Genomic DNA, 25,583 nt, shown 5'->3' on the forward strand with positions numbered 1-25,583 from the left:
GGTTCACCGTCATCGCAGGGGGGGTGATCTCCGTCGGAAAAACCATCGCCCTTACTGCTTCGGCGTTGGTTTCAGTCAGTCTGGCCTCTATCGCGGGGCAGGGCTCGGTTGATATTGCAATGCTCGGGCTGAACTCGCTATCTAATGCCCCTGGTGCAAGCAATTCCTGGGGGGATCTCGTGGTTGCTGCGCGTGACGCTTCTTGCAAATACGGCAGGAGTATTGACTTTGTCTTCGAACTTCAGAGTCGAGCAGGGGGAGTTGCGGCAAACTCTTGTGCCACGCAGTGCCCCTGGCATCGCCGAGTCCGGCGATGCCAGGTTGTGGGCTGCCCTGGGGATATCTTTGGAGTGAAGTTCCGATGACGGACGCTAGGGCGAGTGCCGCAGTTGGAGGACGCAGAAGAATTGCGGGCGTTGCAGGCTGCACCTTTCTAGTCCTAGTTGGAGTCGTCGACATCCTCGTTAGCATTGGGATCTTCAGCGGTACTGACAACGCGCGAAACTTTGCCGCCTTTGTGTTCCTCGCCAACATCACCGCAGCTGCGCTCCTGATATCCCCACAGCGGGAGTCTCTCGCAACTCCTTCAGCTGCCGCGGTGTCTCTGGTGAGCCTGACTTTGTTGCACAGGCGCGGACTAATCTCTTCTTCCGCGAATACGTGCTGCGCGAAAAGACCCGAGAGTTCTATCAAGGTGGTTCCAATGTTTGGCCCACGCAAGGCCGGTAACTTGAATAGCCGCAAGGCCAAGTTTCTGGGGATCGTGATCACGTTATGAAAAAACCCTCAGACGCAAGTTCTTTGGCAACTAGTCGTGTCCGAGATCTTTCGGATTCTTCATTCAGCTCGACCCCGCTAGTCGATCCCGGAATCACGGTTCTTCGTGGTGATTTCTCTGTCTCGAACATTGTGGAAGCCGCGCACTTCGGCACGACGTTCGTCGCGCGCATTCGAGCAAACCCTCATGTGATCGTGTGGGAACGTGATCCGGCCACCTATGAGCATATCCTTTTCATTTTTGTTACGCACGGAACGATGGTGTTTTCATCCACCGGCGGCTACTCGACGAGCCCAGACGGCGGTATTTGTCTCATCTACCCTGGCGCTGAAGACTTTACCTTTGAAAGTAAGACGCCCACGGAAGTTCTGACATTCTCGTTTGATGGCCGCAAGCTTGGCATTCTTGTGTCCGAAACGACGAGATCTGGACAGTTAAGGGCGAACTCGCCCACCGCGAGGGTCGCCTATGCCTATCTTTCAAGCCTGCTCAAGACGTCGAAGGAAATTCAGGGTGGAAGTGATAAGCCTTTGCGTGAAATGACGCAACACCTTGCTCGGGCTCTGGTCGCGGATACGGCACCCGTTAGCGGGTCGAAAGAGCATCTCCTTGAGCGCGCGACTGCGACGATAAACAACTGGGCGACATCACCATCGTTCGGCGTGCCAAGCCTCGCATCAATCTTAGGGGTAAGTCGACGTACGTTGGAGCGCGTTTACGCAGAAGTTCATGAAACTCCAGGGTTTGCCATACGAGCGGCACGCCTTAAGATTGCGAGAACGATGATCGCCAGTAATCCGACAGCGCGATTTGAATCTGTAGCGGTAGCTTCTGGATTCGGATCAGTCGATTCCCTTAGACGCGCCCTGAAATCATCGCGTATTAGCGACGAGCCTAGAGAGCTACTATGATGTGTGGAACCGGGCTTTGATATGAGGCGGATGACCTTCGCTGATAGAGGCGGTTCGTGCGGGGTGTCTATCCATTTCGCATACGTGATGTGGGCATGCTGGCTTTGGGGCAAATCATGATCGTGTGCCGGTCTTTGTGGTCTGGCCCGGCGGACCGCTGTCACGGGGCAGAACTCTGGACCGCTGCGCGGGCCAGCACCTCAGCCACCAAAGGGTGTTCGACTCCGCCTGACACAGGTCGGCGCTTGTAGGCCTAAGCGTGGTACCCAACTAGGCTTTGGGGGTCTTGATGGCTCTAGTTTGTAGGCGGCTGAAGCCCGAGCTGTTTGCTGAAGGAGAGCGACACCCTGAATGGATATGACCATCATGTTTGAGTCCCGTAAGGACCCTACTGAGCGTCGTGAGCGCGTGACACGCCTGACGATCCTGGCGCGGAAAGACCCTGCGACGTAGACTGGCGCGCACCAGCGCACCAGCGCACCAGCGCACCAGCGCACCAGCGATCAGCCCTGGGTCCACCCAGCGGCGCTGCGGGCCTGTGCGAAGCAAGCCGAGACCGGTGAAGTCCTGCGCCGCGGAGTCACGACCGCGGACGCGGCCCGGATCGCAGAGCTCGAACGCGGGACCGGCCGCTGCGTCGCGCGAACCAGATCCTGAAAGCGGTGTCGGCCTTCTGCGCGGCGGAGCTCGACTTGCCCATTCCGGTGAGCATGCGTGTCGAGCTCATCGATGCGCACCGTGACGAGCACAGGGTCGAGCCGACCTGCCGGGCACTGGAAGATACGCCCGCCCAGATCACCCCATTGACGTGCGACGCCGGCAAGACCAGCCCGCCCTCGGAACGCAGCCTGCGGGACGAGGCGCTCACGCAGAAGCGGTCAAGGAGTAGATGCCTCGGTCCGCGCAGGGGAAACGGAGGAGCCCCCGGACTGCAGCAGTCCAGGGGCTCCTCGGGGGGGGGCTACTCGGCAGAACCTCCGATCTCGAGCGCCGCTGCCTTCTGCTTACGGCGCAGCGAGAACGCACCGAACAGGCCACCGCCGAGCACGAGCGCGGCAGCGCCGGCGATCAGGCCGGTCGTCCCGGCGCCGCCGGTGACGGCGAGCGGCGGCTTCGGAGCCTCTGGCGCCTTGGCGTTCCAGGGATCCTCGTCGCCGACCTTCTTGCCGGTGTACTTCGACTCGCCGGTGACCTTCGCGGTGTCGGCGTGCACGTCGCCCTGCTTCATGCCCTGGAGCAGGCCGGTGCAGTCGATCGAAGCGCCCACGGCCAGCTCGCCGAGCTTCGCCGGGTCGACCTTGCCCGCGCCGGGCACCTGGCAGGAGATATCCGTTACCGTGCCGGCCTTGCCGGCGTCGGTCGCATCCGACAAGACCACGTTCTTCAGCGGCACGTCGCCGGTGTTCGTGACCCGTAGGCCCACCTTGACGCCGTTCTTCAGATCGGTCTTGCTCAGCTGCAGAGCCTGGTTCGGTTCGTTTCGGTCGCCCTTCTTGATGCCCTCGTTCAGGGTGTACTTCACGAGCGAGATCGCGGGGTGCTCCGGGGTGCGGGTGACGACCTTGTTCGACTTCCGCTCGACCTTGTTGTAGGTCTCCGTGTGCTCGTTGAGCACCTTCTCGGCGGGAGCGATACGGATCATCTTCGTGTACGCCGACCACTGGTGCTTGGCATCACGCGAGTTGATGAGGTCGAGGTAGGGCTTCTGTGCTTCGATCGTGAAGGTGTAGCTCTTCTCGTCGAACTTCGCGGCGAAGAACGCATCCGAGACGCCCTTCCCAGCGGAGTCCTGGAGCAGCTCTCCGGCCTTTGCGATCAGCTTCTCGCCGTCGTAGAGGTCGGTGTCGGCGTAGACCGCCCACATGCCCGTGTACTGGTCGTGAACGCGATCGAACGTGTCGGCGATCGACCACTGCGAGTGCGGGTAGGCCAGATTGGTGGGGAGCTTCGAGGTCTGGAGGCGGTAGTTGAACGTGGAGTTCAGCTTCACCTCCGTACCGTTGATCGAGTCCTTGCCGCCGGCCTGGACCGTCACGTCCTTCTTCGGGTTGATCTCCTTCAGCGGGTTCGACACGATGCGGGTCTGCTTGTACGAGTTCTCGATGTTCTGCGTTGCGGTGTTCTCGATGACGTACCCGTCCTTCTCCTTGATCACCTCCATCGGGAGCATGATGTGGTACTGGTTGCCCGTCAGCTTCTGGTCGATGATCGGAGTGACGGCCGGGTCGATCGTGGACTCGGCGTACTTCTTCAGATCGGTCGGCTGCGGGTCGCCCTTCAAGAGATCTCCGTTGGGGCCGGTGGAGTCGACCTGCTTCGCGAACGCGTAGAACACGCCGTCCTTGTCCTGGAGGTTGAACTTCGCGGTCACGTCCTCGCCGGTGGCGATGTTGGTGATCCGGACGCCCGCGAGGTCGAGCTTCAGATACTCCTGGTCGTAGTCGTCGATCATGCCGAGCTTGTGCATGTAGTACGCCAGATCTTCCGGCTTCATCGAGGCATCGAGCGTGAGGCGGTAGTTGATCTTGTCGCCCTTCACCACCGTCTTGCCGTCGATGCTGATCAGGTCGGTCGAGAGATCTTCCTTGTCCGGCTTCGGATCCGGGATCTTCACCTCCGGGATCTCGGTCGCTGTGCGGGACTCGTTTATGATCTGGAACGCCTGGTTCTTCACCGTCGACCCCGGGGCCGCGTCCTTCTTCACCGCGCCGTCGAACTGCACCGACAGCCAGCCCGACTTGATCCACTGCGAGCCCGCGTCGAGGTTCTGCTTCAGCCAGGCGTCGGTGAAGGTCAGGACCCACTTGTGCGCCGCGTCGTCCCACTTCACGGAGTAAGCCGACTTGGGCACCAGCTTCGGGTTCTTCGGGTCGCGCGAGTCCCAGACCTTGATGGAGGTCTTGTTCGGCTCGAACAGGGGATCGAACTGATCCTCGACCCCGAGGCTCTTCACGCCGTGCGCGATCGCGCCCGGAATGTTGAGGTCGACGCCGATCACGTAGGTGAGCTTCTGGCCGGGCCAGACGCTCATGCCGTTGATGTTCTCGTGGCCGTGCTCGCCGGCCTCATCTCCGTTACCGACGACCTGCTTGTTCGGGTCAGGGGTCCAGGTGTAGACCGGCGGCTCGTTGGTGGGCTTCTTCTCGGTGTTCCAGACGACCCAGCCAGCGTTGACCATCTTCACGGTCTCGCCCTTGGTGGCGTAGTCCTCACGGAACTTGCCGGAGATCACGAGCTTCACGGCACGCTTGGCCGTCTGGCCCGCGGTCTCCTTCAGGAACGCGGAGCCGGCCTTCGCCTTCGCCACCGTCAGACCCTTCGCGGCGTCGACCGACACGTCGAACTGCTCGGTGACCCTCTTGAAGACCTTGGAGCCAGCGGCGGTCTCGACGTACACGTTCGCCTTGGAGGCGTCGGTGAAGTCGATGTACTTCGTCGCGTCGCTCCAGTCGTCCGCGATCTCGTAGTTCGTCATCGGGGTGGCGAGCTTCTCGGGGAGGTAGTCGTTCACGACCGCGGCGACGGTCTCGCCCGGCAGGAACACCTTGTTGTCCGCGCCCGTACCGTTCGACCACGAGGGGTCCATCGTGGTGAGCGCGCCGTTCTCATCCAGCACCCAGCTCTTGTCCGGGGTAGGTGTGACCTTGCGCGTCTTCTCGTCGTTGCCGTCGATCCGGCCGCCACCGTTGTAGGTGACGTAGCTGCCGTCCTTCACGTCGTAGGCGGTGCCGGTCGGCAGGACATAGGTGGGAACGCGGAGCGTGTAGACGCCGGTCTTGAACTTCTCCGGAACCTGCACCGACGCCTGCACGTTCACGGCGCCGCCGGGGCGGTGGATCGTGACCTTGGCGTCGGTGACGCGGTTACCGTCCGGGTCGTAGACGGCCACCTTCGAGGCGTCATCCTTGGTCTGCGCGCCGATCCACACCTTGTCGGTCTGGATCGTGTCCCACAGACTCATCTCACCCGTGTGTCCGTTCGCGGGCACCTTGATGTCGGCGACATAGGGCTGGCCAGCGACGAGCACGTTGTCGTCCGGGAGGGCCGAGCCGTCGCCCTTCAGGAGCTTCTTCACGGGCGGGTTCGTCGTGAACTGCGGGGGCTCGTCCTGGTTCAGCGCGATGCACACGGCGGAGGGCGTCGACCCACCGCCTGCCAGCGCTTCGGGCCAGTACTTCTGCATGAAGGGCTGGGCCTTCGTGTAGATCCCAGGGAACCCCGCGCCGACGACGGCATTGTCCCATCGCTCCAGGTAGAACGAGGCGGACGCCGAACTGCTCGACGCCCAGGGGCTCGTGGTGGATCCTGCCCACATGATCGCAACGACGCGGCTGGTGCCCTTGTTGCCGCCGCGAGCTTCAGCCTTATCGAGTGCAATAGTGCAGGCTGCCCGGATCTGATCCTTGGCACCGGTACCCATGCTGGTGTCGTTCTTGCCGGGCCCGTTGTAGTTGTCGATGAACCAGTTGGTCGACGCCTGCATGTACCCCTGGTCTGGTTTGCTGCCGGTGTAGCCGTCGTACTGGAGGTTGTAGAGATCCCACGCTCCGGAGGACCCGTGGCCGCTGCCGGGGACGCCGCCGCCACCGCCTTCTCCGAAAGCTGCGGATGCGCCGCTGGTGACCAGGAGCGCAGTGATACCGAGGGCTCCCAGACGGATGCCCATGTTCGAAATGCCGTGGCGGGAAGTCCGCCCCCCAACGGCTTCCAGCTTGTTCTCGTTCAAGATCCCGTGGACCCTTCTGTTATCCGTGAATGCCATGGCGGGCGCGCAATCCACGGATAGAAACGACTGCGCGCCCACAGCACAGAAGTGCAGGGGCGCGCAGTTGCTGATTCAGAGGGTCAGACGTTGCAGTTCATTCCGGGCGGGCAGCCACCACCACCACCGGGAGGCGGAGCAATACCGCCACCGCCACCGCCACCCCCGCCGGAGGGCGGGCCGGGTGCCGGCGCAGGTGCCGGTGCAGGTGCCGGGGCGGGCTGGGGCACGTAGCCGCCACCTCCGCCGCCGTTTTCCGGCTGGGGCACGTAGCTCTCATTGCCGCCGCCTGTCGCTCCGGTGTTCGCCGCGGCTTCAGCCGCGGCTTTTTCTCGAGCAGCCTTCTCAGAAGCGGCCTTCTTCGCAGCGGCCGCCTTCTCGGCCGCGATGCGCTTCTTTTCGTCGACGGCGAACGCGGTCACGTCCTTGGTCAGTGCGCCCGCCGCGTCCGACAGCGCGGTCGCGTCAGCGTTCAGCGCTTCGGTGTTCTTCTGGATCGACGCCGCATCGTCGCGAGTCGAGCAGCTCGGTGCCTTCGCCGCTTTCGTGAGCTTCTCCGAGCTCTGCTTCACGTTGGCGATCAGCGTGGCCGCTGCGGGGCGCGCCTCGATCTTCTTCACGGCGTCGGCCTTCACCTCGGCGCGCTTCGAGTACGCGGTCGCGCCTGGGACCGACTTCAGCACCACGGCGTCCTGCGCGTTGTCGAGAGCGGCGGTCGCGCCCTTCTGATTCTGAGCGACGACGCCGTCGACCGCGGCCTTGTGGCCCGAGATCGCCGCGGCGCACAGCCGCCCGGTCTCAGCGTTGTAGCTGCTGACGCCGGCCGCAGTAGCGATGCCACCGCCGAGCAGCAGCACGCCGGCGGTGACGCTCGCGATCAGGATCGTGCGCTTCTTCTTGGCCGCGGGAGGAGAGGTGGGGGATTCTCAGTCATGGGACTGCCTTTCGAGCAATTAGTACGAGGCTATCAATATTTAGGAATTGGAGGCTGCGGGTGCCGGTTCTGCCTGCGGGGAAGAGTCACCGGGACCTGAGCTGATTGGGGCGAGGATGCCGTCGTTCTCCATCCGCTCCATGAACCGGGTTCCGGTTCGTCGGTCGCCGCCACCGCGCCAGTCGGAGACCTGACTGCCGGTGGGGCGCTTGCCCTCGCGGGCGACGAAATCGAGGATCCGCTGGCGCACGGCCTCATCTTTCGCGTCCCCCAGGAGAGGCACCGCGTGCAGTGCAGGACGCTCGGGCGGAGCGAGCACCGTCTCGGCGCGTGAGGAGGCCGCGAGCGACGGCGCCGCCGTCCGGACTGGTGCAGCTGGCGCGGCTACGTGGGTGGCGGGCTGAGCTGCTGGACGTTCCCGTGCCTCGGTCGCCGCGCGATCGCGCTGCAGCCGAGCACGCTCCTTCTCGTCGGGGATCAGCATCATCACCATGTGCGTGACCCCGAGCTGACCGGCCGGGAAGATCGCCGCGATGATTACCGCGGTGATGAGCGAGGTCTGCGTGAGGTCCGCTGCGAGCCATGCATGGGTGATGTTCGCGTAGACCGAGACCGCTGCGAAGGACAGGAAGATCACGTCCGCGACCCATCGTCCCTTGATCCCGAGCTTTCGGAAGTACACCGTTGCGGCGTTCGAGCCGATCATGCCGACGTCGACGACCACCGGAAGCAGCCACGGGATGACCACGCCGTTGACGCGGGCGACGTCGTAGAGGGCGGTGAAGGAGGCCAGCATGGCTGCGAGGACCACGATCACGAGCGGGATCCCGAGGGACAGCACCATCGGCCAGGTGCGTGTCTGCTTCTTCGCCATCAGGCGGTCACCCCCTCGAGCTCCCGAGTCGTCAGGCGAGCGGCTTCGGCGCTCATCGAGCGGCGGTAGTTCATCAGGGCCCGCGCGATCGTCGGGGCCTGGGCCACCTGGAAATCGGGGTCCTGACCGAGTGCCGCGAACAGGCTCGTCTTCGGGCGGACCGGGCGCCCGCCAACGAGCACGTTCATGACTAGCTGGATCGGCTTCCCCGCGAGCGCGGGGAACTCCGCTGCGGCCTGCTTGCGATCCTCGATCTCGTAGCTGAGCCGCTGGACGGGATGCCAAGCGAGCCACTCGATCAGCCCGTCGACGTCCGCTCGGAACGCCGCCGGCGTCCGGCACAACAGGAGCTTCGACGCCCGCTGCGCGAGCTTCGGGATGCGGATCTCGTCAAGGACTCTTGGGTCCTCCTCGCCGGGCCCGAGGATGGTCGACACGGGCTCGTACCATTCGAGGAGCTCGAGCGACGTGCCGCGGTGTCCCCACTCCTTGTACAACGACTTCCCCGCGATGATCGAGAAGTACCCCCACGGCGAGCTCGCATCGATGCACTTCTGTCGACGGTTCGCGTCGAGGTCCACCGCGAAGATGATCACGAGGTTCACCATCTCGTCGAACCCGATCGGGTAGCTTCCCCACTCGCGGGCGATCCCGACCAGCCGGGGCGCGATGTAGGCCTGCACCTGCTCGACGAACTGGTGCCCGAGGCGTGAGCCCAGGAACCCGGGAGCGGCGAGCTCCTGGAGCATCTGACGCTGCACCTCAACCGTGGCGCGCGGGGGCTTCACTTGGCGCCTCCGAACGAGTCGAAGGCGTCAGCGGCGAGCTGTTGGAACTGGATGCCGAGCTCGAAGAACACGCTGCTCGCATCCCCGTGACCTTCCTCAGCTTCGTACACGACTGCCGCGGCGGTCGCCGCACACCGGAGCAAGGCGGCGCACACGGACCGAATGTCCTCAGCTGAGGTCTCGTCCCCGCCGGCGACCGCGCGACGAAGGTCCGACCCCAGGTCGTCGTCCATTCGCTCGGCGAGCAGCGAGGAGTCCTTGAGGACGCGATCGAGTACGTCTTGCAGCCGCTGCCGTTCGAGCTCGCGAGGATCCTCGTCCGCGAGCTGCACCCGCGACTTCGCCTGCATGACTCGGCGATGCGCCGGCTCGACCTTCGCGCCCGGGACCGCGAGGTCCTTCAGGCTGCGCTGGGCGGCCTTGCGGACCACATCAGGGGCGGTCTCGCTCTCGGCGAGCTTCTTGACCTCGCCGATCTTCGCGAGGGCGTCCTGGCCCAGCCCCGTGTACTCCTTCGCGGCTTCCCGGAGTGAAACAGCGGGGCTTGCCGCGGCGGGACGGGCCGGAGCCGTGGGCTCCTTGGCGGGCGGCTCAGCGGGCAAGGTGCACGACTTTCGTGCACCTTCCTGGCCCTTGCCGCCCTGCGCCATCGCGAGACGGGCCTCGGCGCGGAGGACCGGCTCGACGTACTTGCTCCACCCCTCGAAGAGCTCGAGCGGGGTCCGCTGAAGCTGCAGACGATCCTCCTCGAACTCGATGAAGCTCAGAGCCTCCCGTGAGAGGCCGGGCTTTGCCACCATCGCGGGAATGTGGGTCCAGCCGGAACGGATCGCAGCCTCAAGGCGGTGCCGTCCAGCAATCAGCTCGAAATCGTGGGTGACGAGCACGGGCTGCAGCATCAGCTTGCCCCCGAGACGGGCGTAGGACTCCACCAGACTCTCCACATGGGGCTCGTCCAGCGGGCGCTGACGGTCGACGATCTTCACCATGGTGATCTCGAGCATCCGGTACTCGGCGTCGAAGACGCCGAGCTCGGATCCGTACTCGGCGTCGAGCAGTGCGGGTGTGGTGGTACTCATCGCGGGGTCCTCCCTGCGTCGAAGTGATCGAGGAATGCGGCGGCGTCGACCGGGATCCGGCCTTTGGACCAGATCAGGTCGCTGGTCGTGCCGTGCACGGGGCAGTACCGCTGCCGGGAGGCGCGGCCAGAACAGGAGCAGGCGTGGGCGAGGCCGGCATGGTCCGGGCAGTAGGCGCGCATCGGGCTCATCATGATGAACGTCCACCCCTCCTCGGCCAGCGAGCGCAGCTTCGGGAGAAGCGCGTTTTCGTCGCTCGTGGAGACGGGCATGACGGGGGCGAGTCGGTCGCAGTTGAGCGACACCGCCCTGGCGCGGCCGCGCGGGCGGGCGAGCTCGCAGCGGATCCCGACGACTTCGGTACGGATCACGCGCCCCATCGCAGGCCTCCTTCGAGCACGGGGCGAGCCGGCGGCTCCCCACCATCAAGGAAGCTGGCGAACTCGGGATCGAGCGATGCCCGGCCGACGCCGCAGAAGTCGCGCACGCAGTGGCCGCGATCCTTCTCGGGCCACGAGAGCGAGCCCCAGTCGTGCTCGCCTGCCGCGCAGGCGTCGCGCTCCTGCTGCTTACGCTGCTTGAGGAGATCGTCGGCGGACGGGGTCGCTGCTGCGCGCTTCGGCGTGAACTCCTGTCGGTTCCGCGCCCACCGGCCCGGCGTCTTCAGGATCGACACAGCCACGTAGGAAGGCGCGTACCCGATCCGGTTCTTGGCGCGAGCGAGAACCTCGCGGCTCGCGAGCACCAGGTCGACGGTCTCGACGTCGACGCGATCACCGAGCTCGTCGACGAACGCCTGCACCGAGAGCGTGGGGTGGATGTCGCGAAGCTCGGCGTCGACCGATGAGAGGTCCATCGGGGCTGCCGCGCCGCTGCGCGGACTTGCCTTGAGTTCGTGTCTGACCGGGACGTGACCGTGAGGGCGGGCGGTGAGGCGACGTCCGCGTTCGCGCGCGAGTCACCGTGGGGACGGGAGTGGACTGGAGGAGTAATCCCTTCCAATCCTTCCTGTCCTGTCCTTTCCTGTCTTCCTATAAAGGGGTCTGGAAAATCCGGAGCCGGAGCATCCGGGTCCGGGAAATCCGGAGCCGGTGCGACCTGGGGTTTTTCCCCGGCTCTGGAAAATCCGGAGCCGGGTGCATTCCCGGGTCCTGAAAATCCGGAGCCGGGATCCGGGAGGCTCGCGACCCACTCTTCGTAGGGGCAATCCAGCTCCATCACCGCGTCCTCGACGGGGCACTCGAAACCCGGTTTCGGATCTCGTAAGCGCAGCTGGTAGCGCTTCTGGCCGCCGCGCGGGACGCGCTTCAGGACCCGTCCACGCTCGTCACGCTGCAGGTGAACGTGGTCGGACGGGAACCGATCGCGGATCTCGAGCAGGAAGCCGGCGGCCATGAGCTTGCGCTTCCCGGTCACCCAGGCGTGTTCACCGAGACCGAGCTCGGTCATCGCCTCGGTCTGCGACGGCATCGACGGGCGGCGACGGTGACGTACGTCGACCGCCACCAGGCGCAGGTACATCAGGATCGACAGCGGATTTCCGACCAGTCGAGGGTCCGTGATCCACCACGACCGCACGGTTTGAGTCTCGCGGTCAAGATCAACCGCGGAGTCGTCGATTTCGAGCCACTGGATCATGCGTGCAACCTCCCTGCCGCGTGGCGGATGAAACGTAGCTCGTCAGCGAGGCCAAGGTCGGCCGGATGAACCCAGCCGTTGTAGCGAGTGATGAGGGCGCTGACATCTTTCCTTTCGGGCATACAGAAGGTCAGAAGGTGTAGCTCTTGCGAGAGCGTTGCGCGCAGCTGGACGAATCTCTCCCGGTTCGAACGCTGGTTCGCCTCGCGCAGCTGTCTGACGATCGCCTCAAGAAGATCGAGGTCCTCGAGCCGAGACAAGCCGGGGATGTGAGAATAGACAGACTCGTTCGCTGTGGCGTTGCCGGCAAGCTGTTCCACTGCGCGCGAGTGCGTGTCATCATGCTGAGACACGTAGATGTTCCTTTCGGGGAGTATCGCCGAACCCCTGGAGTTGCACCTCCGGGGGTTCGTTTCATTTACGGGGTCTTTTCGCGCTCGAACGCGGAGCGAATCAGGCTGTAGTCGTCGATGGACATGGGGGTCTTGCCTACAAGACGCCGCCAGACCCACAGATACGACTTGCCGATACGGCGAGCGATCCACGAAGCATCGCGGTCCTCGCTGTCCAGCAGCGCCTGAAGCTCCTTGCGAGCTTCATCGTTTGAAGGGGGCATGTTCATCACCGTAACACAGAATCTACGAAACGTAGATCACTGTCCGGATTGGAGATACTGCTGCAGGGCGTCGAGGATCCGCCTATCCTTGTGTTCATGGGAGAACCGAAGATTGAGCAGTCCTTGGCAGCGGTCACCTCGTTCCGGGTTGGCTACCTGCTCCTGATCAACGGCAGCATGAGCCAGAAAGAGCTCGCTGTCGGCCTTGGAATCACTCCTGGGCAGTTGAATCACAAGATGGTTGGCCGCACGAAGTGGAGTGTCGCTGAGATGATCGGACTCGGCGACTTCTTCGGGGTGCCGTTCGAGTACCTGATCGGACGGATGCCGCTTGAATCTGCTGCACCGGTACAGCAGAAAACCCCCGCCGAAGCGGGGGTCTCTGGCCCTGGTGAGGAGTGGGCCCGGCGGGGCTCGAACCCGCGACCCGCGGATTAAAAGTCCGATGCTCTGCCAACTGAGCTACAGGCCCGGAACCAACTTACCCGGTCGGGGGTCGCCGAGTCATATCGGGTGATCGGCGCGGATCTGTGCACCGAGCATCCGAGGTGCCGTCGAGCACCTTCGTGAGGGGGCTCCGGAGTTGGCTGAAGCTCTCGCCGAGTATTGCGGCGAGCGCCGACGGGCTGTGCACCCATGCCGGTTCGGCGGGCGCCGGGAGCGGTTGTGCGGTGTGGACTCCTCGTGATCTCGAGGCGCCCCGTGACGGGTGCCTCCTGGTCGAGCGGGTCGAGGGCGAGGCCGGCCCAGGTGTCACAGACAATTCCCGGACTCGTGTCAGCATATGATCGATGCGCGCCCGATCGCCGCGGCGCCCTCGCCGCACTGAACGAATTGGTATCCGATATGTCCCACCCGCAGCAGCCCTTCGACTCGAGCCAGCCCCCGGCCGCACCGCAGCCGGCCCAGCAGCCGGTGCAGCAGCCCCCGCTCCAGCAGCAGCCCTACCAGCCGCCGCAGGCACCGCAGAAGAAGGCCATCACCGCGATGCGCCAGGGCGTCATCTCGATCATCACGGGAGGCGTCTCCTCTTCATCCTGGGAGCCATCCTCGGGACCATCGGCGTCATCGTCGGGATCTCGGCCATCGTGCTCTCGATCAAGGAAATGAAAGCCGGCGACAAGAACCCGGCACCGCTGATCCTCGGGATCCTCGGCACCACCATGGGCGCGGTCGGTGTCGGCTCGATGTTCCTGCTGACGTTCATGCGCTGAGCACCCGAGCCCGAGCGCGCGCCCGGGCGGCACAGGCCGCCCGGCCGCGCAGGTCAGAGCGGCGGACCCCTACCCTTGCACCGCGGCGAAGCGGCGCTGCACGTCCTCCCAGTTGACGATGTTCCAGAACGCGTTCACGTAGTCGGCGCGCACGTTCGCATAGTCGAGGTAGTAGGCGTGCTCCCAGACGTCGAGCTGCAGCAGCGGAGTGACGCCCATGGGGGCGTTGCCCTGCTGGTCGAAGAGCTGGAAGATCACCGGCCGCTTGCCGAGCTCGTCCCAGGCGAGCACCGACCAGCCGGATCCCTGCACGCCGAGCGCGGTCGCCGTGAAGTGGGCGCGGAACCGTTCGATCGATCCGAAGTGCTCGCCGAGCGATTCGGCGAGGGCGCCCTCGGGGTCGCCGCCGCCGTTCGGCGACAGGTTCTCCCAGAAGATGCTGTGGTTGAGGTGCCCGCCGAGGTTGAACGCGAGGTCCTTCTCGAGCTTGTTGACGTTCGCCAGGTCGCCGCTCTCGCGAGCGTCGGCGAGCTGCGCGAGCGCCGTGTTCGCGCCGGTCACGTAGGCCTGGTGGTGCTTGGAGTGGTGCAGCTCCATGATCCGCGCCGAGATGTGCGGCTCGAGGGCGCTGTAGTCGTAGGGCAGATCGGGGAGGGTGTATTCGGGCATTGCGATTCCTTTTCTGTTGGCCGCGGCCGGTGGCCGCGGTGGGTCGGGGTGCGCGTCGGGCGCGCGGGTCAGAGCACGGCTCCCGCGTTCCGGAAGGTGCGATCGAGGTAGATCATCGGTTCGGTCGCCGGTGCCGGATCCTCGGCGAGGATCTCGACCACCTCCGCCACGACGAGCATCGAGGAGCCGACCGGGACCTGCTGGAGGCTGCGACTGCGCAGCGCCACGCGGGCGCTCGCGAGGTGCGGCTCGCCGGTGCCGAGCGTGCGCCACCCCTGCGCGGCGGTGAAGCGCTCGCCGCCGGACACCGCGAATTCCCGTGCGATCGGCGCGTGTCTGGCGTCGAGGAGGTGGACGAGGAGCGAGTCGGCCGCGAGGATCCGCCCGGCGCTGCCGGTGGTGCGGGTGACCGAGAAGACGAGCGCGGCCGGGTCGACGGCGACTGAGGCGACACTGGAGGCGGTGAGGCCGACCGGCCCTTCGGGCGTCGCGGCGGTGATGAGGGCGATGCCGGCGGGGTGTTCCCGGAAGGCGGCCTTGAACTCGGTCGCGAGATCGGTGGCGGTGAGGGTCATCGGGCGTTCTCCAGTGCTGCTGCGGGGTCGGGGAGCGAAGGGGCTTCGTCGGGCATCGGGTTGCGCGTCGCCGCGCAGCGGATCAGCTCGGCCCGGTCGGCGATCTTGGTGCGCTCGCGTTCGCGGATGGCGCCGAGGGTCCGCTCGGCGGCGTCGATCCGCAGCCATCCCTCCCAATCGACTCGGGCATCGAGGCGCGAGACGAGCGTTTCGCGGTCGGAGACGGGCGAGCGCTCGGCGCTCGGGCGAGGGACGCCGGACTCGAGATCCGCGAACAGGCTTGCGACCGTCTCCGCCGCGTCGGACTTGGTGGATCCGATGAGGCCGACCGGTCCGCGGCGGATCCAGCCGGTGGCGTACAGCCTGGGGATCGGCGCACCGTCCGCGCCCAGCACGCGTCCGTCCGCCTCGGGGATCCGTCCGAGCGCCGCGTCGAACGGAACGCCGGGGACCGGTGAGGAGCGATAGCCGATGGTGCGGTAGACCGCCCCGACGTCGTGCCGGACGATCTCGCCCGTGCCGGAGTACCGGCCGAGCGCGTCGGCGCGCGTGCGCTCCGCTTCGAGGGCGGTCACGCGATCCGGCCCGATGAGTCGCGCGGGCTGCTGCCCGAAGTGCAGGTGCACGCGGCGCGAGGCGGTGCGGTCGGCGGGATCGATCGCGGCCCATTCCCGGAGCGTCTCGACGATCAGGCGCCGCTGCGTGAACTGCGCGATCATGCGCTCGGTGTGCTCGTCCGGTCCGACCTCGGCGGGATCCACGATCACGTCGACGTCGTGGCGGGTGCCGAGCTCGCGCAGCTCCAGCGGCGAGAACCGCACGTCGGCGGGGCCGCGCCGGATCAGCAGGTGCAGGTCGCGCAGCGGGTTCCGGGCCAGGGCGGTTTCGACGTGGTCGGGGATGTCGGTGTGCGCCAGGTGCTCGGCGTGGGTGATGAGCATGCGGGCGACGTCGAGCGCCACGTTGCCCGCGCCGATCACGGCGACGGACTCGGCGTCGAGCGGCCACTCGGGCGCCGCATCGGGGTGGCCGTCGTACCAGGCCACGAAGTCGGCGCCGCCGAAGGATCCGGGCAGCTCGGCGCCGGGAATCCCGAGCTCGGCGTCGCGGTCGGCGCCCGTCGCGAGCACGACCGCGTCGTACACGTGGCGGAGCTCGTCGATCGCGAGGTCCGCGCCGATCTCGACGTTGCAGTGCACGCGGATCCCGGGGCGTTCGAGGACGCGGTGCAGGGCGTCCTGGATCCTCTTGATCCGGGGGTGGTCGGGCGAGACGCCGTAGCGCACGAGGCCGTAGGGGGCGGGGAGCTTCTCGAACAGGTCGATGCGCGCGGCGGGATCGCGAGCGAGGATCAGGTCCGCGGCGTAGACGCCCGCCGGGCCCGCACCGACGATCGCGATGGCCGGCGCGTCCGTTGCGGCCCCGGAATCCCGATCGGGGGAGGCGGGCGTCATGCCGGGACCTCCTGCGGGGGCAGCGCGGCCACGATCGGGTGGTCTCCAGGGATCGGGCCGGTGCGCGCGGCTCCGCCCGGTGCTCCGATCTCGTCGAAGAACTCGACGTTGGCCCGGTAGTAGTCGGCCCAGACCTCGGGCAGGTCGTCCTCGTAATAGATGGCCTCGACCGGGCAGACGGGCTCGCAGGCGCCGCAGTCGACGCACTCGTCGGGGTGGATGTACAGCATCCGATCCCCCTCGTAGATGCAGTCGACGGGGCACTCGTCGACGCAGGCGCGGTCCTTGAGGTCCACGCACGGCAGCGCGATCACGTAGGTCACGCGCACCTCCTTCGCTCGGCATCGGACCCCGGAACCGGGCCCGCTCCGCTAGGCTAAAACCTCAAGTCAGGTTGAGGTCAAGTCGAAGGGACGGGACATGGCCGCGGAGCGGATGCACAGCCCGGAGGAACTGCTCAGCGTCGGGGAGATGAGCCGACGCACCGGAGTGCCGGTCTCCTCGCTGCACTACTACGAGGGGCTTGGCCTGATCGCCTCGCAGCGGACCGCCGGCAATCAGCGCCGGTACCCGCGTCACATGCTGCGCCGCGTCGCGCTCATCTCGGTGGCGAAACGGCTCGGGATCCCGCTCGACGACGTGCGCGACGCCTTCGCCGACGTGCCGCTCTCGACGATGCCGAGCCACGAGGACTGGCAGCGCGCGTCGCGCCAGTGGAAGAAGACGCTCGAGCAGCGCAGGCGGGGGATCGAGCAGCTCGAGCGCGAACTGACCGGCTGCATCGGCTGCGGATGCCTGTCGATGAAGGCCTGCAACCTGCTGAACCCCGACGACGAGCTCGGCGAGACCGGGACGGGCGCGCGGCGCGTGCCCGTGTGACCGGGCGATCGCTACGATCGGGGGCATGGCACCGGAGCGCAGGCGACAATCACGTCCGATCATCGTCGTGGGTGCCGGCGTCGTGGGTGCGGCGATCGCCTGCCATCTGGCCCGCGAGGACCGGCCCGTGGTCGTGCTCGACGGCGCTCGACCGGGCAGCGGCGCGACCGGCGACTCGTTCGCGTGGGTCGGGCTCGCGAAGAACGGCGCCGACGTCTTCGCGGATCCGCTGCGCCAGCTCGGTGCCGAGGAATTCGACCGCCTCGTGCAGGACCTGCCCGAACCGGTCGGCCTGCAACGGTCGGGCGCGATCACCTGGGAGGACACGGTCGCGCGAACCCGGGCCTTCGTCGCGGCCCACCGCGCCCGTGGGCACGCCGTCGAGCTGCTGAGCGCCGCGGCCGCGCTCGAACGGGAGCCCGCGCTGCGCTGGGCGCCGGACGTCGTGGCCCTCGCGCCGGACGACGGAGGCGTCGACCCCGTCGCCCTCACCCGGGCCATGCTCCGGGATGCCGAAGCGCACTGCGCGGAGATCCGTCTCGGCGACCCCGTTCGATCCGTCCTCGTCGAGGGGGACGCGCGGTCGGCGTCGAGACCTCCGTGGGCGAGGTGCGCGGTTCGGCTGTCGTGCTGGCCGCGGGAACCGCGATCCCGGCGCTCGCTGCGACGGCCGGCGTGCGCGCCGAGGTCGAGAGCTCTCCGTGCGCGCTGATCCGATTCCGGACTCCGGAGCCGCTGGTGCGCGGGATCCTCTCGACTCCGGACTTCGAGATCCGGCAGTTCGACGATACGACGCTGCTCGCCGCCGAGGACGTGCCGCCGGGGTTTGACGGCGACCCGCGCGAGCTCGCCGAGCCGACGCTGCGCGCGATCCGCGAGGAACTGCGCGGCGGGGACCGGGTCGAACTGATCGAGGCGGTCGTCGCGGATCGACCGATCCCGGCGGGTGGTCGGCTGCTCGGGTTCGCCGACGGGATCGACGGGGTGTATCTTGCGGCAGTCCACCCGGCGGTCATGCTGGCGGGCGCCATCGGAGCGCGGGTCGCGCGCGACCTCGCGTGAGCGTTTATGGTGCCGGGCGGTCGGAGTGCGAGTCGACGGCGGGGAGGAACGCCGCCGCGATCCAGGTCGTGATCGGCATGGCGAGCACGAGACCGATGCTGCCGCACAGGGTGCGGACGATCTCGGTCACCAGGTCGTCCGAGGTGAGGGTCGCGAGCAGCGGTCGATCCGTCAGCACCAGCAGGATGAGGACGCCGATGGAGGCGCCCGCGTAGGCGAAGGCGATCGTGTAGACGGTCGAGGCGATGTGGTCCCGGCCGATGCGCATCGCCCGGCGCGCGATCTCCCGCCGGTCGAGGTGCGGGGCGGCGGCGCGCAGCTCCCACACCGCCGAGGCCTGCGTGATCGTCACGTCGTTCAGCACGCCCAGCCCGGCGATGATGATCGCGCAGGTGAGCATGCCCCGGAAGTCGATGCCGTCGGCGACGCCCGACAGCAGGCCGGCCGCCTCGTCGCCGAGGCCGCTGAGCCGGGTCGCGGCGACCGCGGCGACGGAGATCGCGGCGGTGATCAGGATCCCGCACAGGGTGCCGATGAGCGCGGCGGTCGTGCGCAGATTGGGCCCGTGCACCGGATACAGGATCACGAAGACGATGGCGAAGGCGCCGATGACGCCGACCAGGGCTCCGGGGGCGCCGGTCACGATGGCCGGCAGGACGAAGAGGACGATCACCGCCGCGCTGATCGCGAGCGCCACCACGGCGAGCAGTCCGCGCAGCCGCCCCACGGCGACGATCACCGCGAGGAACAGCAGCGCGAGCACGAGGAGCGGGACCCCGCGGTGGATCCCGGAGATGCTGTACGCGTACCGGGTGGGGAGTGCTGCGCGCCGGCCTCGGTGCCCGGCGCGGTCACGATGGGCGCGCCGAGCAGCTGGACGTGGTCGCGGGGTTGCAGGCCCGACGCTGCGAGGGAACCGCGCGCGGACACGTCGACGACCTGTCCGCGGTCGGGACCCGTCGTCAGCCCGACGCCGATCGTCGTGCACGCGCTCCCGGTCGCAGCGCCGGGCCCGGCGCATCCGGGCTCCACGCTGACGACCTCGCCCTCGGCGAAGATCGAACTCGGGTCGGCGAAGGGCACCTGCTTCGCGATCTGGGTCGCGCGGTCGGAGTCGGGCCACATGAGCGCGAGGCCGAGCCCGGTGAGCAGCGCGACCACGAGCAGCGCGGGGAGCGCGATCCGGACCGCGGTGCGCGAGGCGGTGACGCTCGCGGGAGGCCCGCCGTGGCTGTGGCCGAGGCCGTGGCCGTGTGGGTGCGGTGCGTCGGCGCGGGCGAGCGGGTTCCTCATAATGATTCTCATTATGCATGACGCGGGCGTGCGAGCCGCCTGCGGAGCCTCGCTGCTCCCCGCGCGGCTACGCCCCGTCGAGCCGCAGCCGGTACCCCATGCCGGCTTCGGTGAGCAGGTACCGCGGGCGGGCGGGATCCGGCTCGAGCTTCTTGCGCAGCTGGGAGAGGTAGAGCCTCAGGTACCCCGTGTCGGTGACGTGCTCCGACCCCCAGATGCTCGTGAGCAGCAGGTGCCGGGTGACGAGCCGGCCCTCGTTGCGCACGAGGAGCTCGAGCACCTGCCACTCGGTCGGAGTGAGCCGGACCGTCCGCGCCGTGCCGTCGACGGTGCGGGTCACGGTGCGCGCGGCGAGATCCACCGTCGTGTCGCCGAACGAGACCACCGGGGTCTGCTCGGGCTGCGCCCGACGCCGGGTGAGGGCGCGCACCCGGGCGAGCAGCTCGTCGATCGAGAACGGCTTGGTCACGTAGTCGTCGGCCCCGGCGTCGAGCGCTTCGACCTTGTCGGCGGCGTCGGTGCGTCCCGAGACGACGAGGATCGGCACCTCGGACCAGCCGCGGATCGCCTGGATCACCTCGACCCCGTCGAGGTTCGGCATGCCGAGGTCGAGCAGCACGAGGTCGGGCCGGTGGTCGACCGCGGCGCTGATCGCCTCCGCGCCGTCGGAGGCGACGGCGACCTCGTAGCCCTTCGCGGTCAGCGTGATCCGCAGGGCGCGGAGGATCTGCGGGTCGTCGTCGGCGATCAGGATCCTCATCGGACCTCCTCGGTCGGCTGGGCGGTCAGGCGGGGCAGCGAGACCACCATGGTGAGCCCGCCGCCCGGAGTGTCCTCGGGCTCCAGGGTGCCACCCATGCCCTCGGTGAAGCCCTTGGACAGGGCGAGCCCGAGTCCGAGCCCTGTCGAGTTGTCGGTGTCGCCCAGCCGCTGGAACGGCACGAAGACGTCGTCACGGCGCTCCTCCGGGATCCCCGGCCCCTGGTCGACGATCCGGATCTCCACCGTATCGGCGAAGCTGCTGGTGGTCACCCGGACCGGTGCGTGCACCGGGGCATGGCGCGCGGCGTTCGCGAGCAGGTTCACGATGACGCGCTGCAGCAGCACGGGATCCGCGAGCACCTGCGGGGCGTCCGGGGCGAGGTCGAGCTCCACATCGGCCGGGCCGAGGCCGAGCTCGTCGAGCGCCGGCGCGATCACGTCGACCGGGTCGACGGGGATCGGAACGATGGCGAGCACCCCGGCCTGCAATCGGCTGACGTCGAGCAGATCGGTCACGAGCGCGGCGAGGGACTCCAGGCTCTCGTCCGCGGTCTCGAGCAGTTCGGCGCGATCCTCGGGGCTCAGCGCGGCCCCCGCCGTCCGCAGCCCGCCGACGGCGGCCGTCGCCGCCGCGAGCGGACGACGCAGATCGTGGCTGAGCGCCGAGAGCAGCGCGCCGCGCACGCGGTCGGACGCGGCGATCGGCGCGATCTCGCTCGCGACCTCGGTGAGCTCCCGCACTTCGAGCGCGGCTTCGAGCTGCGCTGCGAGCACGGTCAGCAGCCGGTGCTCCGACGCGGCAGGCTCGGGGCCGTCGAGCTCGAAGCGGGCGGTCGGCCCGACGGGCAGGCTGATGGCCGGAGGCACGGCGACCGGGATCCCCGAGGATGCGATGATCGCGTCGCCGTCGCGGAGCTGCGCGCCCGTGCGGGCGAAGGCCTCGCGTGCGCGGTCGACGATGGCCTGCACCGCGTCCTGCCCGCGGATCACGCTGCCCGCGACGGTCTGGATCAGCTCGGATTCGGCGGCGGCTCGTCGTGCGGCGCGACTGCGCCGTGCGGCCCGATCCACGACGATGCTGACGAGCACCGCGATGATCACGTAGAGCAGCAGGGCGAGCATGTGCAGGGGGTCGGCGATCGACACGGTGTAGAGCGGCTGGATGAAGAAGTAGTCGAGCGTGAGGCCCGACAGCACGGCGGCGAACAGCGCCGGCCAGATGCCGCCGACGATCGCGACCACGACCACGAGCAGCTGGTAGCTGAGCACGTCGCTCGTGATCGACTCGGGGCTGCGGGTGAGGCTCAGCGCCCAGGTGAGCAGCGGTCCGCCGGTGAGCGCGACGAGGAGGCCTGCGATCCGCCGCTTCGCGGTGAGCGCCCCGCCTCGGCGGGGGAGGGCGCGGCGGCGGCCCGCCGCGGAGTGCGTGACGATGTGCACGTCGATGTCGCCCGACTCCCGGATCACGGTCGCGCCGATGCCCGGGCCCGTGAGCGCCGCGGCGAGCCGGCCCCTGCGGCTGACGCCGATGACGAGCTGCGTCGCGTCGACCGAGCGGGCGAACTCGACGAGCGCCGTCGGGACGTCGTCTCCGACCACCTGGTGGTAGGTGCCGCCCAACTGCTCGACCAGCGCGCGCAGCGGGACGAGCTCGCCCGGGCGGGACCCGGCGAGGCCGTCCTGCGCGGTGACGTGCACCGCGATCAGCTCGCCGCCCGATGACCGGGCCGCGATCCGCGCGCCGCGCCGCAGCAGGGTCTCGCCCTCGGGGCCGCCGGTGAGCGTGACGACGACGCGCTCGCGGGTCTCCCAGGTGCGCTCGATCCCGTGCTGCGCGCGGTAGTCGCGCAGGGACTGATCCACCTCATCGGCGAGCCACAGCAGCGCGAGCTCGCGCAGCGCCGTGAGGTTGCCGAGCCGGAAGTAGTTCGACAGGGCCGCGTCGATGCGTTCGGCCGGGTACACGAGGCCGCCCGAGAGGCGGTCGCGCAGCGCCTGCGGGGCCAGGTCGACCACTTCGACCTGGTGCGCGCCGCGCAGGATCTCGTCGGGGATCGTCTCGCGCTGCGCCGCCCCCGTGATCTGCTCGACCACGTCGGTGAGGGAGGCGATGTGCTGGATGTTGACGGTCGAGATCACATCGATCCCGGCCTCGAGCAGCTCGGCGACGTCCTCCCAGCGCTTCGCGTTGCGGGAGCCCGGCGCATTGGTGTGCGCGAGCTCGTCGACGAGCGCGACGTCGGGCCGGCGCTCGATCACGGCATCGAGGTCCATCTCGGTGAGGGAGACGCCGCGATGCTCGACCTGGCGCAGCGGTACGCGGGGCAGCCCGGTCGTCATGCGCGCCGTCGCCGCGCGTCCGTGGGTCTCGACTACGGCGATCACGACGTCGCGGCCCTCGGCCGAGAGCCTGACGCCCTCCTCGAGCATCGCGTAGGTCTTGCCGACGCCGGGGGCGGCGCCGAGGAGCACGCGGAGCCGCCCCCGTCCGGTCATGCTGCTATCCCTTCGCCGAGTCCAACGCTAGGTTCAGCGCGAGCACGTCGACCACAGGCTCGCCGATGAAGCCGAGTGCGCGGCCCTCGGTGTGCGCGGCGACGAGCGCGCGGACGCGATCCGCGGAGAGCCCGCGCTCCCGGGCGACGCGGTCCACCTGGATCGCGGCGTACGCGGGGCTGATCTGCGGGTCGAGGCCGGACGCCGAAGCGGTGACGGCATCGGCGGGAACCGCGCGCTCGGCGACTCCGTTGAACGCGGCGACCTGCGCCCGGCGCTCGCGGATCGCCGCCACGAGGTCGGGATTCGACGGGCCGAGGTTCGAGCCCGACGACGCCCGGCCGTCGTAGCCGTCGCCCGCGGCCGACGGACGCGGCTGGAAGTACTGCGGCAGCGGCGTCCCCTTCGCGTCCGAGAACGACTGCGCGACGAGGGCCGAGCCGACGGTCCGGCCGTCTGCGTCGCGCACGAGCGAGCCGTTCGCCTGCGCGGGGAGCGCGATCTGGCCGATGCCGGTGACGACGAGCGGGTAGGCGACGCCGAGCACGAGGGTGCAGACGACCATGGCCCGGATCGCGACCCAGGTCGTGCGGCCCGCGGTGCGGGATGAGACGTTCATTCGATGGCTCCTAGGTGGAAGGGTTCGAGGATCAGAAACCGGGGATCAGGCGGACGACGAGGTCGATCAGCCAGATCCCGACGAAGGGCGCGACCACGCCGCCGAGGCCGTAGACCAGCAGGTTGCGGCCGAGGGTCTGCGAGGCGCTGAGCGGCCGGTAGCGCACGCCGCGGAGCGCGAGGGGCACGAGCAGCACGATCACGATCGCGTTGAAGACGATCGCCGAGAGCACCGCCGAGGCGGGGGAATGCAGCCCCATGACGTTCAGCGCGGAGAGCCCGGGGAACACCCCCATGAACATCGCCGGCACGATCGCGAAGTACTTCGCGACGTCGTTGGCGATGGAGAAGGTGGTGAGCGCGCCGCGCGTGATGAGCAGCTGCTTGCCGATGCGGACGATGTCGATGAGCTTGGTCGGGTCGGAGTCGAGGTCGACCATGTTGCCGGCCTCCTTCGCGGCCGAGGTGCCCGAGTTCATCGCCACGCCCACGTCCGCCTGCGCGAGGGCGGGGGCGTCGTTCGTGCCGTCGCCCGTCATCGCCACCATGCGGCCGCCGGCCTGCTCCTTCCGGATGTACGCCAGCTTGTCCTCCGGCGTGGCCTCGGCGATGAAGTCGTCGACCCCGGCCTCGCGGGCGATGGCCGCGGCGGTGAGGGGATTGTCGCCCGTCACCATGACCGTGCGGATCCCCATCGCACGCAGCTCGCCGAAGCGTTCGGTGAGCCCCTCCTTCACGACGTCCTTCAGGTGGATCACGCCGAGCAGTCGGCTGTCTCCCGACGCGTCGCGCACCGCGACGACGAGCGGGGTGCCGCCGCCGCGCGAGATCCCCTCGACGATCCCGTCGAGCTCGGCGCGCAGGGTGCCGGCCGCGGGCGACCCCTCGGCCTCGAGCCAGGCCGCGACCGCGCTTCCCGCACCCTTTCGGATCATGCCGCCGTCCGGCAGGTCGAGACCCGACATGCGCGTCTGCGCGGTGAACGGCACGACCTCGCCGACGCCGTCCGCGTCGGGCCGTACGCCGGCCCGCTCGGCGAGCTCGACGATCGACTGCCCCTCCGGGGTGGGGTCGGCGAGCGACGACAGCGCGGCGGCCCGCACGAGCTCCCGCTCGTCGACGCCGCTCAGCGGCACGAAGGCCGAGGCGCGGCGGTTGCCGTACGTGATGGTGCCGGTCTTGTCGAGCAGCAGCGTCGTCACATCGCCCGCCGCCTCGACGGCGCGACCCGACATCGCGAGCACGTTGCGCTGCACGAGGCGATCCATTCCGGCGATGCCGATAGCCGAGAGCAGTGCGCCGATCGTCGTCGGGATCAGGCAGACCAGCAGGGCGACGAGCACGGTCAGGCTCACGGGGCTCGCCGCGTAGGAGGCGATCGGGTTCAGCGTCAGCACGACCACCACGAAGATGATCGACAGCGCCGCGAGCAGGATCGACAGCGCGATCTCATTGGGGGTGCGCTGGCGGGAGGCGCCCTCGACGAGCGCGATCATCCGGTCGACGAAGGTCTCGCCGGGCTTCGACGTGATGCGCACCACGATCCGGTCGGACAGCACTCGCGTGCCACCCGTGACCGCGCTGCGGTCGCCGCCGGATTCGCGGATCACGGGGGCGGACTCGCCCGTGATCGCGGACTCGTCGACGGAGGCGATGCCGTGGATCACGTCGCCGTCGCCCGGGATCAGCTCGCCCGCGGTCACGATCACCGCGTCGCCGAGCCGCAGTTCCGAGGAGGGGATCTGCGCCGTCGTCGCACGCTCGGCGCCGGGGTCGGCGTCGGCGTCGTACCGCTCGACGCGGTGCGCGACCGTGCTGGTGCGCGTGCGCCGCAGGGTCTCGGCCTGCGCCTTCCCACGCCCCTCGGCGATCGACTCGGCGAGGTTCGCGAACAGGACGGTCAGCCAGAGCCAGATCGCGATCGCCCAGGTGAACGGCGCGGGCACCGCGGTTCCGCCCGAGGCCGCGGGCCCCCGAGGAACGGTTCGGCGACGGCGAGCGCCGTGGTGAGCGCCGCGCCCAGCCAGACGACGAACATGACGGGATTGCGCCACTGCTGGCGCGGATCCAGCTTGCGCACCGCGCCGGGGAGCGCCGCGCGGAACTGCGCTGAGGAGAGCCCGGTGCGCGTGCGCGCGACGGCGACCGCCTCCGGAGCGTGCTGCGTGGAAACGGACATGG

23 protein-coding genes, 1 tRNA gene and 1 pseudogene are annotated in these 25,583 nt (G+C 68.3%); 5 read left to right on the forward strand and 20 right to left on the reverse strand.

What is annotated here, in order from left to right; all coding sequences use genetic code 11:
- The first annotated feature begins 774 nt into the window (after nucleotides 1-774).
- On the forward strand, nucleotides 775-1,689 hold the full coding sequence (locus tag AB3K78_RS01350) for a helix-turn-helix domain-containing protein (protein ID WP_416445495.1): 915 nt from the start codon (nucleotides 775-777) through the stop codon (nucleotides 1,687-1,689).
- Nucleotides 1,690-2,650: 961 nt separating this feature from the next.
- On the opposite strand, the gene AB3K78_RS01355 is transcribed toward AB3K78_RS01350, so the two are convergent.
- The 10 genes from AB3K78_RS01355 to AB3K78_RS01400 all read right to left on the reverse strand — a co-directional run bounded on the left by AB3K78_RS01355 (nucleotide 2,651) and on the right by AB3K78_RS01400 (nucleotide 12,852).
- Nucleotides 2,651-6,355, reverse strand: a complete 3,705-nt coding sequence (locus AB3K78_RS01355; RefSeq protein WP_416445497.1) for an LPXTG cell wall anchor domain-containing protein — start codon at nucleotides 6,353-6,355, stop codon at nucleotides 2,651-2,653.
- A 179-nt stretch (nucleotides 6,356-6,534) separates the two neighbouring features.
- Nucleotides 6,535-7,308, reverse strand: coding sequence for a hypothetical protein (locus AB3K78_RS01360; RefSeq protein WP_416445499.1), 774 nt, complete (start codon nucleotides 7,306-7,308; stop codon nucleotides 6,535-6,537).
- A gap of 117 nt (nucleotides 7,309-7,425) precedes the next feature.
- Nucleotides 7,426-8,259, reverse strand: coding sequence for a hypothetical protein (locus AB3K78_RS01365; protein WP_416445501.1), 834 nt, complete (start codon nucleotides 8,257-8,259; stop codon nucleotides 7,426-7,428).
- Complete coding sequence (locus AB3K78_RS01370; protein ID WP_416445503.1) at nucleotides 8,259-9,047, reverse strand: hypothetical protein; 789 nt, start codon at nucleotides 9,045-9,047, stop codon at nucleotides 8,259-8,261. The genes AB3K78_RS01365 and AB3K78_RS01370 overlap by 1 nt, the downstream gene beginning before the upstream one ends.
- Nucleotides 9,044-10,126 (reverse strand): ParB N-terminal domain-containing protein, encoded by a 1,083-nt coding sequence (locus AB3K78_RS01375; RefSeq protein WP_416445505.1) that lies wholly within the window; start codon nucleotides 10,124-10,126, stop codon nucleotides 9,044-9,046. Before AB3K78_RS01375 ends, AB3K78_RS01370 begins: the two co-directional genes overlap by 4 nt.
- A complete protein-coding gene (locus AB3K78_RS01380; RefSeq protein WP_416445507.1) occupies nucleotides 10,123-10,497 on the reverse strand; it encodes a hypothetical protein in 375 nt (124 codons plus the stop codon). Before AB3K78_RS01380 ends, AB3K78_RS01375 begins: the two co-directional genes overlap by 4 nt.
- Nucleotides 10,494-10,982 carry a hypothetical protein gene (locus tag AB3K78_RS01385; protein WP_416445508.1) on the reverse strand — a complete coding sequence of 163 codons (489 nt, stop codon included), beginning with the start codon at nucleotides 10,980-10,982 and terminating at the stop codon, nucleotides 10,494-10,496. Before AB3K78_RS01385 ends, AB3K78_RS01380 begins: the two co-directional genes overlap by 4 nt.
- A gap of 778 nt (nucleotides 10,983-11,760) precedes the next feature.
- Nucleotides 11,761-12,117, reverse strand: coding sequence for a hypothetical protein (locus tag AB3K78_RS01390; RefSeq protein WP_416445510.1), 357 nt, complete (start codon nucleotides 12,115-12,117; stop codon nucleotides 11,761-11,763).
- A 65-nt stretch (nucleotides 12,118-12,182) separates the two neighbouring features.
- Nucleotides 12,183-12,389 (reverse strand): hypothetical protein, encoded by a 207-nt coding sequence (locus AB3K78_RS01395; RefSeq protein WP_416445512.1) that lies wholly within the window; start codon nucleotides 12,387-12,389, stop codon nucleotides 12,183-12,185.
- A gap of 390 nt (nucleotides 12,390-12,779) precedes the next feature.
- Nucleotides 12,780-12,852: transfer RNA gene (locus tag AB3K78_RS01400), tRNA-Lys, on the reverse strand.
- A 374-nt stretch (nucleotides 12,853-13,226) separates the two neighbouring features.
- Between AB3K78_RS01400 and AB3K78_RS01405 the strand changes: the two genes are divergently transcribed.
- Nucleotides 13,227-13,490 (forward strand): hypothetical protein, encoded by a 264-nt coding sequence (locus AB3K78_RS01405; protein WP_416445514.1) that lies wholly within the window; start codon nucleotides 13,227-13,229, stop codon nucleotides 13,488-13,490.
- 173 nt (nucleotides 13,491-13,663) lie between these two features.
- On the opposite strand, the gene AB3K78_RS01410 is transcribed toward AB3K78_RS01405, so the two are convergent.
- The 4 genes from AB3K78_RS01410 to fdxA form a co-directional block, all read right to left on the reverse strand.
- Nucleotides 13,664-14,263 carry a superoxide dismutase gene (locus tag AB3K78_RS01410; RefSeq protein WP_416445516.1) on the reverse strand — a complete coding sequence of 200 codons (600 nt, stop codon included), beginning with the start codon at nucleotides 14,261-14,263 and terminating at the stop codon, nucleotides 13,664-13,666.
- Nucleotides 14,264-14,331: 68 nt separating this feature from the next.
- A complete protein-coding gene (locus AB3K78_RS01415) occupies nucleotides 14,332-14,838 on the reverse strand; it encodes a flavin reductase family protein (RefSeq protein ID WP_416445518.1) in 507 nt (168 codons plus the stop codon).
- Nucleotides 14,835-16,292, reverse strand: coding sequence for an FAD-dependent oxidoreductase (locus tag AB3K78_RS01420; RefSeq protein WP_416445520.1), 1,458 nt, complete (start codon nucleotides 16,290-16,292; stop codon nucleotides 14,835-14,837). The genes AB3K78_RS01415 and AB3K78_RS01420 overlap by 4 nt, the downstream gene beginning before the upstream one ends.
- A complete protein-coding gene (fdxA, locus tag AB3K78_RS01425) occupies nucleotides 16,289-16,615 on the reverse strand; it encodes a ferredoxin (protein ID WP_416445522.1) in 327 nt (108 codons plus the stop codon). The genes AB3K78_RS01420 and fdxA overlap by 4 nt, the downstream gene beginning before the upstream one ends.
- Nucleotides 16,616-16,712: 97 nt before the next feature.
- Between fdxA and soxR the strand changes: the two genes are divergently transcribed.
- Genes soxR through AB3K78_RS01440 form a run of 3 tightly spaced genes read left to right on the forward strand, consistent with a single transcriptional unit; the run spans nucleotide 16,713 to nucleotide 18,233 of the window.
- Complete coding sequence (gene soxR / locus AB3K78_RS01430) at nucleotides 16,713-17,171, forward strand: redox-sensitive transcriptional activator SoxR (protein ID WP_416445524.1); 459 nt, start codon at nucleotides 16,713-16,715, stop codon at nucleotides 17,169-17,171.
- 25 nt (nucleotides 17,172-17,196) lie between these two features.
- A complete protein-coding gene (locus tag AB3K78_RS01435; RefSeq protein WP_416445526.1) occupies nucleotides 17,197-17,883 on the forward strand; it encodes an NAD(P)/FAD-dependent oxidoreductase in 687 nt (228 codons plus the stop codon).
- A 26-nt stretch (nucleotides 17,884-17,909) separates the two neighbouring features.
- A complete protein-coding gene (locus tag AB3K78_RS01440; RefSeq protein ID WP_416445528.1) occupies nucleotides 17,910-18,233 on the forward strand; it encodes a hypothetical protein in 324 nt (107 codons plus the stop codon).
- A 4-nt stretch (nucleotides 18,234-18,237) separates the two neighbouring features.
- Here AB3K78_RS01440 and AB3K78_RS01445 read toward each other — a convergent pair whose 3' ends face one another.
- The 6 genes and pseudogenes from AB3K78_RS01445 to kdpB form a co-directional block, all read right to left on the reverse strand.
- Nucleotides 18,238-18,996: a YibE/F family protein gene (locus AB3K78_RS01445; protein ID WP_416445530.1), complete on the reverse strand. Its 759-nt coding sequence runs from the start codon at nucleotides 18,994-18,996 to the stop codon at nucleotides 18,238-18,240.
- The gene (locus AB3K78_RS01450; RefSeq protein ID WP_416445532.1) at nucleotides 18,969-19,526 is read right to left on the reverse strand and encodes a hypothetical protein; all 558 of its coding nucleotides are present in this window, start codon (nucleotides 19,524-19,526) and stop codon (nucleotides 18,969-18,971) included. The genes AB3K78_RS01445 and AB3K78_RS01450 overlap by 28 nt, the downstream gene beginning before the upstream one ends.
- Nucleotides 19,527-19,593: 67 nt before the next feature.
- A complete protein-coding gene (locus AB3K78_RS01455) occupies nucleotides 19,594-20,286 on the reverse strand; it encodes a response regulator (RefSeq protein ID WP_416445534.1) in 693 nt (230 codons plus the stop codon).
- Nucleotides 20,283-22,784 (reverse strand): DUF4118 domain-containing protein, encoded by a 2,502-nt coding sequence (locus AB3K78_RS01460; RefSeq protein WP_416445536.1) that lies wholly within the window; start codon nucleotides 22,782-22,784, stop codon nucleotides 20,283-20,285. Before AB3K78_RS01460 ends, AB3K78_RS01455 begins: the two co-directional genes overlap by 4 nt.
- 4 nt (nucleotides 22,785-22,788) lie before the next feature.
- Entirely contained in the window at nucleotides 22,789-23,403 is a 615-nt protein-coding gene (kdpC, locus tag AB3K78_RS01465; protein ID WP_416445538.1) for a potassium-transporting ATPase subunit KdpC, read from the reverse strand.
- Between the two features lie 31 nt (nucleotides 23,404-23,434).
- Nucleotides 23,435-25,581 (reverse strand): annotated as a pseudogene (gene kdpB, locus AB3K78_RS01470) (potassium-transporting ATPase subunit KdpB).
- Nucleotides 25,582-25,583: the final 2 nt, after the last annotated feature.

The organism is Leucobacter sp. HNU (genome assembly GCF_047946755.1).
Lineage (GTDB): Bacteria > Actinomycetota > Actinomycetes > Actinomycetales > Microbacteriaceae > Leucobacter.

Coding starts and splice junctions, on each gene's coding strand:
- AB3K78_RS01350 (WP_416445495.1), top strand. CDS start 775: ATGAAAAAACCCTCAGACGCAAGTTCTTTGGCAACTAGTCGTGTCCGA.
- AB3K78_RS01355 (WP_416445497.1), bottom strand. CDS start 6,355: ATGGGCATCCGTCTGGGAGCCCTCGGTATCACTGCGCTCCTGGTCACC.
- AB3K78_RS01365 (WP_416445501.1), bottom strand. CDS start 8,259: ATGGCGAAGAAGCAGACACGCACCTGGCCGATGGTGCTGTCCCTCGGG.
- AB3K78_RS01375 (WP_416445505.1), bottom strand. CDS start 10,126: ATGAGTACCACCACACCCGCACTGCTCGACGCCGAGTACGGATCCGAG.
- AB3K78_RS01385 (WP_416445508.1), bottom strand. CDS start 10,982: ATGGACCTCTCATCGGTCGACGCCGAGCTTCGCGACATCCACCCCACG.
- AB3K78_RS01405 (WP_416445514.1), top strand. CDS start 13,227: ATGTCCCACCCGCAGCAGCCCTTCGACTCGAGCCAGCCCCCGGCCGCA.
- AB3K78_RS01410 (WP_416445516.1), bottom strand. CDS start 14,263: ATGCCCGAATACACCCTCCCCGATCTGCCCTACGACTACAGCGCCCTC.
- AB3K78_RS01415 (WP_416445518.1), bottom strand. CDS start 14,838: ATGACCCTCACCGCCACCGATCTCGCGACCGAGTTCAAGGCCGCCTTC.
- AB3K78_RS01420 (WP_416445520.1), bottom strand. CDS start 16,292: ATGACGCCCGCCTCCCCCGATCGGGATTCCGGGGCCGCAACGGACGCG.
- soxR (WP_416445524.1), top strand. CDS start 16,713: ATGGCCGCGGAGCGGATGCACAGCCCGGAGGAACTGCTCAGCGTCGGG.
- AB3K78_RS01435 (WP_416445526.1), top strand. CDS start 17,197: ATGGCACCGGAGCGCAGGCGACAATCACGTCCGATCATCGTCGTGGGT.
- AB3K78_RS01450 (WP_416445532.1), bottom strand. CDS start 19,526: ATGAGGAACCCGCTCGCCCGCGCCGACGCACCGCACCCACACGGCCAC.
- AB3K78_RS01455 (WP_416445534.1), bottom strand. CDS start 20,286: ATGAGGATCCTGATCGCCGACGACGACCCGCAGATCCTCCGCGCCCTG.
- AB3K78_RS01460 (WP_416445536.1), bottom strand. CDS start 22,784: ATGACCGGACGGGGGCGGCTCCGCGTGCTCCTCGGCGCCGCCCCCGGC.
- kdpC (WP_416445538.1), bottom strand. CDS start 23,403: ATGAACGTCTCATCCCGCACCGCGGGCCGCACGACCTGGGTCGCGATC.